General features: G+C 72.8%; 11 protein-coding genes and 2 pseudogenes. 6 read left to right on the plus strand and 7 right to left on the minus strand.

Translation table 11 applies throughout. The features are described 5' to 3' along the window. Positions 1-287: 287 nt before the first annotated feature. Both AC3CHW_RS31625 and AC3CHW_RS31630 read left to right on the plus strand, forming a co-directional pair. Positions 288-1040: an alpha/beta fold hydrolase gene (locus AC3CHW_RS31625; protein WP_488468750.1), complete on the plus strand. Its 753-nt coding sequence runs from the start codon at positions 288-290 to the stop codon at positions 1038-1040. After that, on the plus strand, positions 1037-1507 hold the full coding sequence (locus tag AC3CHW_RS31630; RefSeq protein WP_488468751.1) for a hypothetical protein: 471 nt from the start codon (positions 1037-1039) through the stop codon (positions 1505-1507). Before AC3CHW_RS31625 ends, AC3CHW_RS31630 begins: the two co-directional genes overlap by 4 nt. A 32-nt stretch (positions 1508-1539) precedes the next feature. On the opposite strand, the gene AC3CHW_RS31635 is transcribed toward AC3CHW_RS31630, so the two are convergent. Then, complete coding sequence (locus AC3CHW_RS31635) at positions 1540-2529, minus strand: hypothetical protein (protein WP_488471233.1); 990 nt, start codon at positions 2527-2529, stop codon at positions 1540-1542. Between the two features lie 970 nt (positions 2530-3499). Here AC3CHW_RS31635 and AC3CHW_RS31640 point away from each other — a divergent pair. Further along, the gene (locus AC3CHW_RS31640) at positions 3500-4159 is read left to right on the plus strand and encodes a restriction endonuclease (RefSeq protein ID WP_488468752.1); all 660 of its coding nucleotides are present in this window, start codon (positions 3500-3502) and stop codon (positions 4157-4159) included. A gap of 811 nt (positions 4160-4970) precedes the next feature. Continuing rightward, on the plus strand, positions 4971-5447 hold the full coding sequence (locus AC3CHW_RS31645) for a VOC family protein (RefSeq protein WP_488468753.1): 477 nt from the start codon (positions 4971-4973) through the stop codon (positions 5445-5447). Positions 5448-5534: 87 nt separating this feature from the next. On the opposite strand, the pseudogene AC3CHW_RS31650 reads toward AC3CHW_RS31645, so the two are convergent. From AC3CHW_RS31650 to AC3CHW_RS31665, 4 genes and pseudogenes are all read right to left on the minus strand, one after another. Continuing rightward, positions 5535-5795: pseudogene (locus tag AC3CHW_RS31650) on the minus strand (IS701 family transposase); the annotation flags it as partial. Positions 5796-5913: 118 nt separating this feature from the next. Beyond that, on the minus strand, positions 5914-6729 hold the full coding sequence (locus AC3CHW_RS31655) for a DUF6924 domain-containing protein (RefSeq protein WP_488468754.1): 816 nt from the start codon (positions 6727-6729) through the stop codon (positions 5914-5916). Between the two features lie 1004 nt (positions 6730-7733). Further along, positions 7734-9257 carry an acetaldehyde dehydrogenase ExaC gene (exaC, locus tag AC3CHW_RS31660; protein WP_488468755.1) on the minus strand — a complete coding sequence of 508 codons (1524 nt, stop codon included), beginning with the start codon at positions 9255-9257 and terminating at the stop codon, positions 7734-7736. A gap of 150 nt (positions 9258-9407) precedes the next feature. Next, positions 9408-10676, minus strand: coding sequence for a GAF domain-containing protein (locus AC3CHW_RS31665; RefSeq protein WP_488471234.1), 1269 nt, complete (start codon positions 10674-10676; stop codon positions 9408-9410). Positions 10677-11472: 796 nt separating this feature from the next. Here AC3CHW_RS31665 and AC3CHW_RS31670 point away from each other — a divergent pair. Next, a complete protein-coding gene (locus AC3CHW_RS31670; protein WP_488468756.1) occupies positions 11473-12249 on the plus strand; it encodes a PE-PGRS family protein in 777 nt (258 codons plus the stop codon). Positions 12250-12543: 294 nt separating this feature from the next. On the opposite strand, the gene AC3CHW_RS31675 is transcribed toward AC3CHW_RS31670, so the two are convergent. Further along, entirely contained in the window at positions 12544-12729 is a 186-nt protein-coding gene (locus tag AC3CHW_RS31675; RefSeq protein ID WP_488468757.1) for a hypothetical protein, read from the minus strand. 100 nt (positions 12730-12829) lie between these two features. Next, on the minus strand, positions 12830-13012 hold the full coding sequence (locus tag AC3CHW_RS31680; protein ID WP_176160409.1) for a zf-HC2 domain-containing protein: 183 nt from the start codon (positions 13010-13012) through the stop codon (positions 12830-12832). A gap of 76 nt (positions 13013-13088) precedes the next feature. On the opposite strand from AC3CHW_RS31680, the pseudogene AC3CHW_RS31685 reads away from it, so the two are divergent. Continuing rightward, positions 13089-13682: pseudogene (locus tag AC3CHW_RS31685) on the plus strand (sigma-70 family RNA polymerase sigma factor); the annotation flags it as partial. Between the last annotated feature and the right edge of the window lie 361 nt (positions 13683-14043).

The following is a 14043-nucleotide window of genomic DNA, read 5'->3' on the forward strand; positions in this document are numbered from 1 at the left end:
CATCCGGCCGCTCGTCCCGCCCGTCGCGGCCGGCGGGGAGCGAGACCGGCCGGCTCCCGGGACGCGGGAGGGAATCGTCGCGTACGCGTGGTCGGACATCGCTGTCGGGGGCGCCGGTGCCGCCGGGCTGTCGCTGGCGAGTCCCTCCCGCGCCCGCGGAAATGGGGGCCTCGGGCATGACGGGGCACCGGCACCGGCCGGGCGGGGCCGGACGCGGAAGGAGCAACCGCCGGTGTCGTCCCGCCCCTGGCGCCCATCGGTGCCTTCCGAGGAGCGAGGGTGGAGGCATGGAACAGGAGACACTGGGCGGGATCTTCACCCGGAGGTTCGGACCCGCGCCGCGCGCGGGCGCCCCCGCCACGCTGCTGGTGCACGGGCTGGGGCTCTCGGGGCGCTACTTCGTGCCGCTCGCGGAGCGGCTGGCCGCGCGCGGGAGGACGGTGCTCGTACCGGACCTGCCGGGCAACGCGCGGTCGCGGGCCGCCGCGCGCGGTGCCTCCAGTCCGGAGCGGGCCGCCGCTGACCTGGCGCGCTGGCACCGGCGCCTGGCCCTGGGCCCGAGCCTGGTGGTGGCCAACTCGGTCGGCTGTCAGGTGGCCGCGGCACTCGCCGCCCGCGCGCCCGGCCTGGTGCGCCGCCTGGTGCTGACCGGCCCCGCGCTCGAACCGGGGACGTCGGGCTGGCGGCTGTGCGGCCGACTGCTCGCCGACGCGCCACGGGAGCCCCTCTCGCTCCTCGCCGTGGCCGCGAGCGACTACCTGGTCACCGGCCCGCTGCGGATCGCCGGCTCCTTCCGGTACGCGCTGCGGGACGCCGCCGCGTCCTTCGAGGCCAATCTGCGCCGCGTCAGCGCGCCGACCCTGGTTCTGCGAGGCACGGGAGACACCATCGCCTCGGGCCCCTGGGTGCGGCACGTGGCCCGCACCGTGGTGGACGGGCGCGCGGTGGAGGTCCCGGGAGCCGCGCACGCGGCCCACTACAGCGCTCCGGACGCCGTCGCCGAGCGGATCGAATCCTTCACCACGGAGGTACACGCGTGAAACCGTCGCGGGCGTCCGGCCCCTCGCCCTGGCTGCGGCTGCTGCCCGACATCTCCTCCGAGCGTCGCGGGTTCGTCCTGGCCTGGTGGGGCTTCGCCCTCACGTTCGGCGGGATGCGCCTGCTGACCTGGCTCATCCACATCGAGGTGGCCGGGCTCGGTGACGTACAGACCGGCGGGGTGCACATCCACCACTACGTGTGGGGCATCCTGCTGCTCGCGGTGGTGGGGGCCGCCGGCCTCGTCGCACGCTCGGCGCGGGCGCGCGCCTGGATGGGACTCGCCTACGGGGTCGGGCTGGCCCTCGTCGTGGACGAGGCGGCGCTGCTGCTCAGCCTGGAGGACGTGTACTGGGACACCACGGGCGGGATCAGCATCGCCCTGGCCATCGCCGTGATCGCCGTCGCGGGCAGCGTCCTCGCGGTGACGCGCGAGGACTCCGACGCGGACGAGCCGGACGGCGGGTGAGCGAGCCGCGCCGGGACTGCCTGCGGCACCCCTCAGGCGCGGCGGTGGTAGCGGGCGAACACCTTCTCGGGCTTCGCGAGGTGGTGGTTCCAGGGCCAACCGGTGTACGCGCCGTCGAGCGTGCGGAAGACGCGGCGCACCGTGTGGTTCTCCTCGGCCATGACCAGGGCCATGGCGAAGAGGTTGAAGTCGTGCTGCCAGCCCGGGGCGAACGCGTACGCGGGGTCGAGGATGCTGTGGTCGGCCGCCGCGCGCAACTCGGCGCGGATCTCGGGTGTTTCGAGACAGTCCGCGCGGTCCGCGTCGGCCCAGACGTTGACGTACGCCATGGCGATCACGCAACCGAGACGGTGCCCCCGCGGAGCGCGGGCCAGCGCGGCGCGGGCGAAGGGCAGGGCTTCGCCGGGGGCACCGCCCCACCGGGGCAGCAGGTGCGAGAGCCACTCGAGATGGGCCTCCAGGTCCAACGGGTCGCGGCTCAGGGCGCCTTCCAGCCACGCCTTGTTGACGTCTGTGCCCAATGACATGCCCCGCCCCAGGGTGAGGAGGCGCACCCACGGCGTGACCCATTCCAGCCGTAACTCGATGGCCTCCAGCAACTGCTCCTCGGCGATGCGGAGCCGGTCGTGGAAGACCCGCCACTGCTCCGGCGAGACGTCCACGGCGAGCTTGGTGGTGCGTGCCTGCCAACCCCAGACGATATGGCGCGCTCCGGAGATCAGCAGGGCCGTCGCCCGGTGCTCCTCGTCCTCGTCCACGGCCCGGCCGATCCAGTCCTGCACGCCGTCCACGGCGGCCAGTTCCCGCAGGACGTGGTGGTCACGGCCGATGTCGAAGGGGGCCAGCGCGGCCTTGACCGCCGGCCAGTCACCCGCTCCGGCCGCCTCCAACAGGGCCAGCACCCGGGTGTCTCCGAGCGCGTGCAACGGGTACGTGCCGTTCCTCCGCCTGCGCGCGACGGGAAGGGCGTACGGGGCGGCCCTCGGTCTCTCCGTACTCCCACCGAACAGCTTGCCGAACATGACGCGCCCCCCCTGGCCTCGCGTGATCATCCGACGCAGCATAAGCGGCGCCGGGCGCGAGGTTTCCACGAGGTTCTCACCGGAGCTTCACGGAGCTCCGGCCCACCCAGTGGGGCCAGGGAACCGTGCGGCGGAGGCCGGTAGGCAGGCGGCCCTTTCGTTTCGCGCGGGGGACGACCTTGGGCTTGGGCGGCGCGTGCTCCCGGGCCAAGAGAGAGAGCGTCCCGGCCGTGTTACGTGTGATGAGTATCCGTTTGCTCTGGCACGCGGAGGTTGTGCTCAGCCGCAGTACGGGACGAAAGCCGCTGAGGGAGGTTACTCCGCCATGTCACTGTCTGAGCGTGACAGCAGTGCGGCGAGGTCAATTCTCGACCCACACCGTGCCCTTACCGCACGCGCTATCCACGCGTACCGCACTCCCGCCGCGGACAGGTTCGTGAAAGAACCCGGGTGCCCGACACCGCCCGCCGTGGATTCCCTGAACTGGTGGAGCCAGGCGAGATGCACTCGACCACCCGGCGCGGATCAGGCCAGTTTTCCGGATGTTCGGAGCAGCCGGAGTGCGCAGAGTCGTTCGGGAACCGTGAGCGGGCCGAGTGCCGACGCGTGCCGGAGCCCGGTCGTGTCGGGCGTAAACGGGTCCTGTCGATTCTGGTCGTGTCCGGCGCCCGCGGCCGTGGGCGCCAGCAGGGCGAGGGAGCAGCCGTGTGCGACGGCCCCGGGAAGCCGCCCTAGCCAGCACCGGCGGCCAGGCCACGCACCCAGTGCCTTTCGGTGTTTGGGACGCCCCGAAGCTCGCGCCGACACCGACGGTCTCGTACCCGATCCGTAGTCGGATCCGATGGCCCGCAGTGGCGCCCGGCGTGTTACCAGTCAGGCCCTCTTGTCGGGACCGAGCAGGGCTTTCACACTGCGAATCACGGCGTAGGAGGGTGGGGGAGCTGTGGCAGCACGACGACGGCGCAGACGGATGAGGAAGCGCACGCGCAGGCAGGTGCAAGGCTGGGGCGCTGCGGCGGCGCTTATCGCTGCGGTCTGGGTTGCTGGGAACTGGGCGGCGGTGTGGCCCGTCCTGGTGATCGTGCTCGTCGTCTGTGGTGTGAGTGGCGCCGGTTGGGGGCTCCTGCGTGCGCACCGGCGCACGGTCGGCCAGGACCGGCAGTGGCGGGCGCAGGAGGAAGCGAGGGCACGGGAGCTGTCCATGACGGAGGTCGACGCGCTCACCTGGCAGGAGTTCGAGCACTATGTCGCCGACCTGTGCCGTCGGGACGGATGCACGAAGGTTGTCGTCAGCGGCAAGCGCGGCGACCTGGGCGCCGACGTGATCGGCTACCTCGCCGACGGTCGCAAACTGGTCATCCAGTGCAAGAAGTACGCCCCCGAGCGCAGCGTGTCCTCGCAGGACATGCAGAAGTTCGTCGGCACGGCCCGTCTTGAGCACGGCGCGGACGTCGCCCTGTTCGTCACCACGTGTCGCACGTTCACCAAGGCAGCCCTCGGGCTGGCGGTGCGCCAGGACATCGTGGCTCTGCACCGCGATCTGCTGGGATCTTGGGTCAAGGGTGCCCACCTGGATACGCTGATCCCCCTGAACGGAAGCGGCGGAGGCGCACGGCGCCAACCCGCATAGCGGGGCCGCGACCTCTGTCCGGCGAAGCCCATGGCTCTGATGCATCCGTAGCGTCAACGGGTGTTTGGTGCGCAGCAGTTGACACGTACCAGACTGCTCGTCGCCCCGTCGCCACGCAGGCCCGCGAGGCGTTGGGCCACGCCCTGCGGCTCCTGGAGGATGAGGACGGCCCGTACGCGCTCGATCGCGCACGCGACGCCGCCCAGCCGGGCCGCGGGCGCCGTGCCCCTACCCGTGGCGGGGCGCCGCACTGCTCCGCATATCGGCGCGATATGGAGGCGCAGACCTGCGGGCAGCCGACCTACACCCCGGTCCGCGCCGTGTTCGCGGTCGGAGAGCTGAGGCCCCCCGGTGGCTTCTGGGTGCCCCGCCCATCTGGCGGGCCGCTGCGGTCCGTGAGGACGAGCGGCGCTCGCCACGCTGGTCGTCGAGCGTTCCGGTCGCCGCGACCACGGCTGGGGCGGCGAGGCGGGCGCGCCACCACCGCCGGGACACTAGAGGGGACGAAAGTTCCGTCGTTCAGCTCCGTGTGGCGGGTGCCTCGGGGAGGCGGTTCAGGTCATCCGCCAGCCAGCCGGGCTTCCACGCGCGGCGGGCGCGCCCCGTCGGGTAGGGCGGGGGCGGCTCCACCGTGGCGGCCGGCGCATGGTGCGGTGGCCGGTGTTGCCGTCAATCGGGGGTACTCGCTCGGGCATCCGGGCGCTCGGAGGTGAGAGGGTTTGACGCGCGGTCCAGGAATGGAAGGCTGAAAGTGGCCTCTGGCGCACCTTCCGTGCCGCGCCGGTCGTCCCCGTACGCCCAGGGAGTCGCCGTGCCCGATGAACCCCGCGTGCCCGATGATCCCCGCGCCGAGCCCGCACCGTTCGTTCTCGGAGCCGTCACGCTTGACTGTGCCGACCCGCCCGGCCTCGCCGACTTCTACGCCCGGCTGCTCGGCTGGTCGACGCCCTTTCGTACCGATGAATACACGTCGATCAGCGACGGACGCGCCACGCTGTGCTTCGCGCGCGTCGCCGGGCACGAGGCCGCGCCCTGGCCGGACAGTCCGGCCCAGCCCAAGCGTGCTCACCTGGACCTCTTCGTCAGGGACGTGGAGGCGGCGACGGCAGCGGCCGTCGCGCTCGGCGCCACCCTGCCTGGGCACCAGCCCGGTGCCTCCCCCGACTGGCCAGGGCATCCACCGTGGGCGACGCTGCTGGACCCGGAGGGCCACCCCTTCTGCCTGCTCCTACCGCCCGAACTGCATCCGACCGACGCCCCCCACGTCCAGCCGGAGTGGAGCAGCTGAACGGCGGTCCTTCAGCGGCCGGGCGCGCCGGGCCGGCCGACCAGGGCGCTCGACATCTCGCCCGGCCAACCCGGGCGAGGCTCGCGCGACGTAGTCGCGCACGTCGTCCAGCACCTCGTCGGCATTCCACTCGATCCGGTTCAGTAGCCGTCGGATGGGGTCGGGCCCCGCGTGCCCGGCCTCTTCCGCAGGCGTCCAGCCGTCCTTCCGCTCCAGCGGCGCGATCAGCCCGCGCATATAGGCAAGCGCGGAATGCCGCGGCTACTCCCGGTTGAACCGGTACACGAACCGTTCATGCCCAGCGCTCAGTCCACCCGCCCACAGCCCGACATCAGCAAGTTCCCCCACCCATGACCACACCAACGCACAAGCAGTCACAGCAAGCACCGCTCCAGGGCTGGCCGGCCGTTCCCGCGCGGGCACCGGGCCTCACTACGACACCGGGAGCGGACAGCGCTCCCCGCGATCAGTAGTGCTCTTCCCGGTAGATGCCATCGGTGTCGACGCCCCGGCCCCATCCGCGGAAGTCCGAGCTGGACAACTCCATGTTGATGACGAGGGAGCTGGCCGCTGCGAGGGTGATCCTGAAGGGGGCATCGTCGGACAGATGGTTCACGGCCAGCACCGGTAACTCCGTGGAGGCCAACGTCCGCTCATCGGCGATGAGGACGAGCGTGATGTTGGGCCAGTCTTCGTCATCGTGCTGGATGCGCGCCGTGATCTGAGCAGGGGAGTGGCCGGCGTAGGCGGGGTTGTCGATGACGGTGAGGGGCGCGTGGTGCTCCTCCGCGGCTTCGTCGAGGGCGTCGAGGAGACGTACCCACTCATCCGGCTGTGTGAAGGACGTCCGGACCAGGAGTGGTCCTTCGCACTCCTCGATCGTGGTGAGAGGCGGCGCGGGCTCGGCGCCCGTGCGCTGTCCGGGGATGACCTGGAGGAGGAAGCGGGGTTTCTTGTCCTCACTGGAGCGGTCGCTGGCGTGGACGCGGATCACGTAGGGACCGGTGCCGGCGGTGGCCAGGTTCGTCTTGTGTACGGGGGTGTATCCGCCGTCGCACAGGGCGAGGAAGCCGGTCGTGGAGACCATGGTGATCTCCTGGACTTCTTCCCAGCCGGTTTGCGGTCCGGGGTCGTCCCCGGCGTAGAGGGTGACGATGGGGGCCTCCGGGTTGCTTCCGGTGTCGACGCGCACCCAGTCCTTGTCGACCGTCAGGAACTGGTCCCCGGCCGGCGGCTCGCCGGCGTCGGGGTCCATGAGGTCCAGGTCGCCCCAGTCCTTCATCTTGATTGGGTGGGTGCTGCCTTGAAGCGGTGGCCAGTTGGAGCGGTGCACGGAGAACCCCCATCGCGGTGCCTGTCGCCTACCCCTCGTCGAGGGGCAGTGTGGCAGGCACCTGAGTTACTTGATGCGGGCGGGGTACGCGTCGTTCTTCACAGGCCGGCCAGGTCGCGCGTGCCGCAGGGCCTGTATCCGTCGACCAGGTGAGCTCGTAGGCGTTGGACGCCGTACGCGCCTGGCGCGGACGCCTCCGTCTCGCTGCCCACTCGCCGGCCAGGGCCCCAGTGCAACCGGGTCGGCACCGCGCGGTTGCGCCTCGCGACGCCCGAGTCCCGCCCCGACTGTGGCACTTGAATGCCTGGCTGTGGTGACGATGCCGGGCACCGCCGAGTGGGGCCCATTGAGCCCAACTCGATGGGGCCCATCGAGTTGAGTCCTCTGAGGCGTTGTTTCGGTCAGGTCGTGTGTCACCGCGATCGATGGTGCCTGCGGGGATCGGGAGGGCAGAAAGCGACCTGGGGGTTTGTGGGGCCTGATCGCACTCTTGACCGGTTTTCCCAGGCTCTGGTTCTCCGTAGGTTCCGTGCGTTGCGTGACAGGTTGTGTGTCCGGCGACCGGTGCGGTCGTCGGTGACGCGATGTAGGGAGTTCATGCGCTTACGCGTTCACGGCGCGTCCATGTGGCATGCCCGGAGCAGAGCTGCCGTCTCTTTTTTTACGTTCGCAGGTGTGGTCTTCGCAGTTTTCCTGCTCGTGAAAGGGAATAGTGGGGGCTGGTTCCTCCTGTTTCTGAGTATCTGCATCTATAGCGCCACGCATCTGCATGCATTTCTCGCCCAGAAACGCTGATGCCTTGAACTGACAGCTACCGCCTGGGCCCGTCCAGCACGGTTTTGTTGTCGCTGACCGATATCGGGAGCAGGGGAGTATTTCGACTCGCCGCCTAGCTGCCCGCCCCGAAGGGCGCCCGACGACAAAAGCCCAGGTCAGGCGCCCTCCTTCCGCTTCTAGAAGAACCCCAGCGCCTTCGGCGAGTACGACACCAACAGGTTCTTGGTCTGCTGGTAGTGGTTGAGCATCATCTTGTGGTTCTCGCGGCCGATGCCGGACTGCTTGTAGCCGCCGAACGCGGCGTGGGCCGGATACGCGTGGTAGCAGTTGGTCCAGACGCGGCCGGCCTGGATGGCGCGGCCCGCGCGGTAGGCGGTGTTGCCGTCGCGGGTCCAGACGCCCGCGCCGAGGCCGTACAGCGTGTCGTTCGCGATCTCGATCGCGTCGTCGAAGTCGCTGAACGGCGCCACCGCGACCACCGGGCCGAAGATCTCCTCCTGGAAGACACGCATGCGGTTGGTGCCCTCGAAGACCGTCGGCTGGACGTAGTAGCCGCCCGCCAACTCGCCGCCCAGCTCCGCCCTGGCCCCGCCGGTGAGGACCTTGGCGCCTTCCTGGCGGCCGATGTCGAGGTAGGAGAGGATCTTCTCCAACTGGTCGTTGGACGCCTGGGCGCCGATCGCCGTCGTGGTGTCCAGTGGGTGGCCCTGGACGATCTGTTCGGTGCGTGCCAGGCCGGCGGCGAGGAAGTCCGCGTAGTGCCCCCGCTGGATCAGCGCCCGGGACGGGCAGGTGCAGACCTCGCCCTGGTTGAGGGCGAACATGGTGAAGCCTTCGATCGCCTTGTCCAGGAAGTCGTCCGTGGCGGAGGAGACGTCGTCGAAAAAGATGTTCGGGCTCTTGCCGCCCAACTCCAGCGTCACCGGCTTCACGTGCTCGGCCGCGTACTGCATGATCAGCCGGCCCGTGGTGGTCTCGCCCGTGAAGGCGATCTTGGCGACGCGGGCGCTGCTCGCCAGGGGTTTTCCGGCCTCCACGCCGAAGCCGTTGACGACGTTGATCACGCCCGGCGGCAGCAGATCGGCGACCAGGTCCAGCCACACGTGCACCGACGCCGGGGTCTGTTCGGCGGGCTTGAGGACGACCGTGTTGCCCGCGGCCAGCGCGGGGGCCAGCTTCCAGGCCGCCATCAGGAGGGGGAAGTTCCACGGAATGATCTGCGCCACCACGCCGAGAGGCTCGTGGAAGTGGTACGCCACGGTGTCCGCGTCGAGTTCGGACAGGCCGCCCTCCTGCGCGCGGATGGCGCCCGCGAAGTACCGGAAGTGGTCGATGGCCAGTGGGATGTCGGCCGCCAGGGTCTCCCGGACCGGCTTGCCGTTGTCCCAACTGTCCGCCACCGCAAGGGTTTCGAGGCTGGCCTCCATGCGGTCCGCGATCCGGTTCAGCAGCACCGCCCGCTCGGTCGGTGACGTCCTGCCCCAGGCCGGCGCCGCGGCGTGGGCGGCGTCCAGCGCCCGCTCCACGTCCTCGGCCGTGCCCCGGGCGATCTCGGTGAAGGGCTGGCCGTTGACCGGGGTGGGGTTCTCGAAGTACTGGCCCCGGGCCGGCGGCACGTACGCGCCGCCTATCCAGTGGTCGTAGCGCGACTGGAAGCTCACCACGGAGTCATCGGAGCCCGGATTCGCGTAGCGGGGCATGGCGCGACCTCCCGATCACATGCGGCCCGCTCCCGTCGCGGGCAGCGCTGGGCGGAGGCTAGGCACCGACACGTTGCGCGGACGTTGCCGGCCGCGGCGCGGTCGCCCTTGCCGCCTCTCGTCCCACCACTCCGCCACCCCGCCACCCGCTCATCCCGCCAGGTCGCCGTCCGGCAGGCCGTACGCCAGGCGCAGCCGCTGCGCGCCACGGGCCACCGACGCGCGGTCGGGGCTGTGCGCGGGCAGCGCCGCGAGCAGGGCCTCGCGCACCTCCAGGTCGCCCTCGCCCCACGGTGCCTCCGCCCAGCGGCGCAGGAGTTCGGCGTCCCGGCTGGCGAGCACGGCGCGTCGTAATCGGTCGTCCAGGACCGCCCGCAGCCGACGGATGCCCGGCGCCTCCGACAGCGGGAGCAGCGGGCCCTGGTAGGTGCGGAGCGCGGTGTGGGGACAGCCGGCGGTCAACTGGTCCGCCGCCGTCAGCACGTCACACCGCACCGGGGCGCACAGCCGGTACGGGCGCGAGCCGAGTAGCGGGCCCACGCGCCGGCGCAGCCGGGACAGCTCGGCCCGCAGCGTCACCGGGTCCACCGTCCGCTCCCCGTACAGCAGCGTCGCCAGGCGGTCGCCGGTCAGGCCGTCGGGGTGGCAGGCCAGGAGTACCACGATCTCGCTGTGCCGGCGGCTCAGGCGCAGCCGTCGCCCGTGCGTGACCAGCAGCGCCTCGTCCCGCCCCAGCGCGCTCACGGACACGCCGGGGTCCGCGTCGGCACTGGCCGTGGGGCGATCGAGAGTGGCGAGTTGCGCCTCGGCGGCCCGCGCCGTGGCCTGCACCAGGGCCAGGCTGTGCGGGGCGGCCAGATGGTCGCCGCCGGTGATGTCGATGGCGCCGAGCAGTCGACCGGTGTACGGATCGCGCACCGGCGCCGCCGCGCAGGTCCACGGCTGCACCGGGCGGCTGAAGTGCTCGGTCGAGAAGATCTGCACCGGGTGGCCGACGGTCAGCGCCGTGCCCGGCGCGTTGGTGCCCGCGTGCCGCTCGTCCCAGCGGGCGCCCGCCACGAAGTTCATGCGCTCGGCCCGTCGCAGCTCGCCGCGGTGGCCCTCGACCCAGAGCATGCGACCCAACTCGTCGCAGACCGCGAACAGGTGGGCGCCGTCGTGCGCGACGGCGCCCAGCAGTTCACGGAAGAGCGGCAGCACTCGGGCCAGCGGGTGTTCGCTGCGGTACGCCTCCAGGTCGCCCGCCTCCAGGGCGATCGGCGCGACCCCGTCCCTGGCCACCCGCGCGTCGGCGGACCGCCGCCACGAGTCCGCCACCACCGGCCGCACCGACGGGGTGACGGCGCCGTGGGCGAGGAACTGCTCCCAGCCGGCGTGCACCGCCCGGGATCTGTCAGCGGGGTCGGTTCCGGGCGTCATCGCCAGCCATGGGTTGACGGACGCGTTGAGCGACGGGTTGACCACGGGGCCTGCCTCCTGCACTCGCACCGGACGATCTACGGTGGAGAGGCGTATCCGCACGTGTGGCAGATCTTCCAGCCGTCCTGGTTGACGGCCAGCTGACCCCCGCAGTTCGGGCACTGCTCGGCTCGCGGGGCCGTGGGGGACGGCCGTCGGCCGTCCGTCGTGTCGGGCACTACGCCACTCTTCGTTCTCATGTTCCTCGTCCGTTCTGCGGTACCCAATGCCCCCTGCCAGGTGAATGCCCCGGATGCGGAGGAACACGCCCGCGAACGGCGTCCGCCGCCCCCCGCGTTCACACGGGGTGTGCGCGGCGCACCCATCATCGCGGCGCGCACACGCTGCCACCAGCCGCCCGAAGGCAGTTGACTGGCGGGAGGCGAGTCGGGGCGACCCGGCGCGTGGCGGCCACCACGGCGCGGCGACGCGCGCGGCCAGTGCGCGGGAACCGCCGTCGGTACGCGCCAGTATGGGGCGTTATGAACGGCCGAGAACGCGGTTACGGCGCCCCCAGGGGCGTGCGCCGACCGTGCGTGCACCATGGCTCCCGTGGCGCGTGGCGCCCCCGGGAGTCGAGCGGAACCAGGACAGCGACAGCGCGACGGACCAGGCCGCGGCTCCTCCCCCCGAGCCGGCGGCCCTCCACCGCCCCGTACCCACGGGCCGAGGTGCGGGGCGGCGCTTCGCGCCCTCCTCGATGATTCACGCCCCCGCACGTCACCGCTCTGACCGCGGGTGCAACGATGTGTGCGTCATGGAAGCGGGGCACGTTCTACGGGGGCTGCGAGCAGCGGTGTTCGCGGCGGTCTGCGTGCTGCTCGCCGCCGCCGGACACGTCGTCATGTCCGCCACTCCCATTCCGCTCTGGGCCGTCGGCGTCGCGCTGCTCGGCACGGGCGGCGCGGCCTGGTGCGCGGCCGGCCGGGAGCGCGGGCCGCTGCTGATCATGTCGCTGACGGCCGGGGCCCAGATGGCGCTGCACACGCTGTTCAGCGTCGCGCAGACCGGCGTCGGCGGGCACGGCGCGGGGCACGGGCAGCACGCCCACGCCGCACCGTCCGCGGCCGGGGCCTCCGACGCCCTCCGTGAGCGCATCGCGGCCGGCGAGGCCGTGTTGCCGCCCAGTTGCGGCCTGTCCAACCCGCTGGTCAGCGGCGAGGGCTCGGCGGCCGACGGCGACGGCCTCGGCCAGCACGTCGCCGGGCTGGGCCAGGACGTGCTCTCCTCCGCGCACACCATGGCCCTGCACGACGGGCACGGCGGACTCGGCATGTGGTCCGCCCACCTGCTGGTCGCGCTGGTCTGCGGGGTCTGGCTGTGCGGCGGCGAGCAGGCGGCCTTCCGCGTCGGGCGGGCGCTGGCCGTGCGGCTGTTCGCGCCGCTGTACGTGCTCTTCGGCGACACCGCGCCCGGACCGCAGCCCGAACACGGCCGCTCCCGCGGGTCCCACGAGGCCCGCCGCCCGCGGCTCCTGCTGCTCGTTCACGTCATCGCCACCCGTGGTCCGCCACCGGGGATCGCCGTCGCCTGACGGCACCTCCCGTTGGCAGATCACCTCCCGGCCCGCCCCCTCGGCGGCCGGGGCCGGCGCGCCCCCGCGACGCGCCGGAACCCAGGAAGGACATATGGCGATGAATCCTGCCCTCTTCCGGGCAGCACCGGCCCGGCGCGTGGCGCCGCGCCCCGCCCCCGAGGCCGGCGGCAGCCGGCCCGACCACCCCACCCGCCCCCGGCCTACGGCCCGCGCCATGGCCCAGCCGCCCGCCGCCGCACCCTCCCGTACCTGGACGCCGCCCGGCGCGGCCGGGCACGCGACACCCGGCGCTCAGGCCGTGCGGTACGCGCGTACGGTCGCGGCCGTGCCCCGTACGGCCGCCCGCCGATCGGCTGGTTCGGCCGCCGGCCGCGCCGCGACGGCCCCGGTGGCCCCGTACGCCCGCGCCGCCGAGCCCGTGACGTCGCGGTGCTCGTCGCGCGCGTGCGCCGCGACCCGCACCGCGACCCACGGCACGGCCCGTACGAGCCCGCCGCGTCGAGCGCGCCGAACGCCGCCGGTCAGCGCGTGGCGGTGGGGCGGCGGCGCGCCCGCCGTCGCGGCCGGCCGCGCGCGGCTAGAGCGCCGTGCCGCCGATGCGGGTGGTCCACTCGCGCAGGGCCAGCACGCGACGCTCCCAGAGCCTGCAGTCGGCGCAGCCGTGCAGATGGGCGTCGAGAACCGGCCCGGTGACACCGGGCGGCAGCGCCTCACCGTCGACCCTGGCGGAGAGCGCGGTACGGGAATCGGAACAGTGCACCCGGCCATGGTCCCCGCTGCCGCGCCCGGGCCGTGCGGCGCCCCCCGCGCCCACGGCCCACGGGCCGGCGCCGTGCGTGCACTGGGGCAGTACGACGCGGAGCACGGTGGTGCCCGTGTATGAGCGCGACGACGAGGCGGTGACCGCGTGGGCGCTGGCGGCGCGCGGCGGCGACGCCGAGGCGGTGGACCAGTTCATCCGGGCCACCCAACGCGACGTGTGGCGGTACGTCTCGCGGCTGAGCAACGACCCGCAGTCGGCCGACGACCTCGTCCAGGAGACGTACCTGCGGGCGCTGCGCAGCCTGCCCCGCTTCGAGGGCAGGTCGTCGGCCCGTACCTGGCTGCTGTCGATCGCCCGCTACACGGTCGTGGACCGGCTGCGCTGGAACGCGGCCCGGCCACGCCTGTCCGACACCGACGACTGGCAGACCGCGGCCGAGTTGGCGCAGTCCCGCGAGTTGCCGGGGTTCGACGAGGGGGTGGCCCTGTCCCAACTCTTGGGGCAGCTTCCGTACGAGCGGCGCGAGGCGTTCGTGCTCACCCAGCTCCTCGGGTTGCCGTACGCGCAGGCCGCGCTCGTGGCCAACTGCCCGGTGGGTACCGTGCGCTCGCGCGTCGCGCGGGCCCGCGAGGCGCTGATCGAGCAACTGGCGAGCGCGGAGCGGGCCGGCCACGGGTCGGCGCCGGACATGGCACAGGCCGGCGTTGAAGCGGCTGCGCCCCCGGGGGCGCCGGCCCGCGGGGCGGCGGACCGGGGCGCGCGGGCAGCCGCCCGGGCGGGCGGCGTGCCGGCGCGGGCTGCCGCGCCCACGGCCACGCGCTCCGGCCCCGGCGTGGGCTCCGGCCCCGGCGTGGGCTCGGGGCGCCCGGCGGTGGGCGCCGGGCCGGGCGTCGGCGGGACGCGGGCGCGCGTTCCGGAACTGGCCGGGGCCCGCTGAGGTAGGCCGACTGGGCGGGGGCTCGCGGGGCGAATCGCGGGCCTCCGCCCGACGCGTACGGGCGCCCGATGCCTACGGCAAGTCCGTACGG

The organism is Streptomyces sp. MGP-BFMKR1, from assembly GCF_057766585.1.

Bases quoted from the DNA above. Each gene is read 5' to 3' on its own strand.
- AC3CHW_RS31640 (WP_488468752.1), top strand. From the start codon at position 3,500: ATGAGGAAGCGCACGCGCAGGCAGGTGCAAGGCTGGGGCGCTGCGGCG.
- AC3CHW_RS31635 (WP_488471233.1), bottom strand. From the start codon at position 2,529: ATGTTCGGCAAGCTGTTCGGTGGGAGTACGGAGAGACCGAGGGCCGCC.
- AC3CHW_RS31670 (WP_488468756.1), top strand. From the start codon at position 11,473: ATGGAAGCGGGGCACGTTCTACGGGGGCTGCGAGCAGCGGTGTTCGCG.
- exaC (WP_488468755.1), bottom strand. From the start codon at position 9,257: ATGCCCCGCTACGCGAATCCGGGCTCCGATGACTCCGTGGTGAGCTTC.
- AC3CHW_RS31655 (WP_488468754.1), bottom strand. From the start codon at position 6,729: ATGAAGGACTGGGGCGACCTGGACCTCATGGACCCCGACGCCGGCGAG.
- AC3CHW_RS31665 (WP_488471234.1), bottom strand. From the start codon at position 10,676: ATGACGCCCGGAACCGACCCCGCTGACAGATCCCGGGCGGTGCACGCC.
- AC3CHW_RS31625 (WP_488468750.1), top strand. From the start codon at position 288: ATGGAACAGGAGACACTGGGCGGGATCTTCACCCGGAGGTTCGGACCC.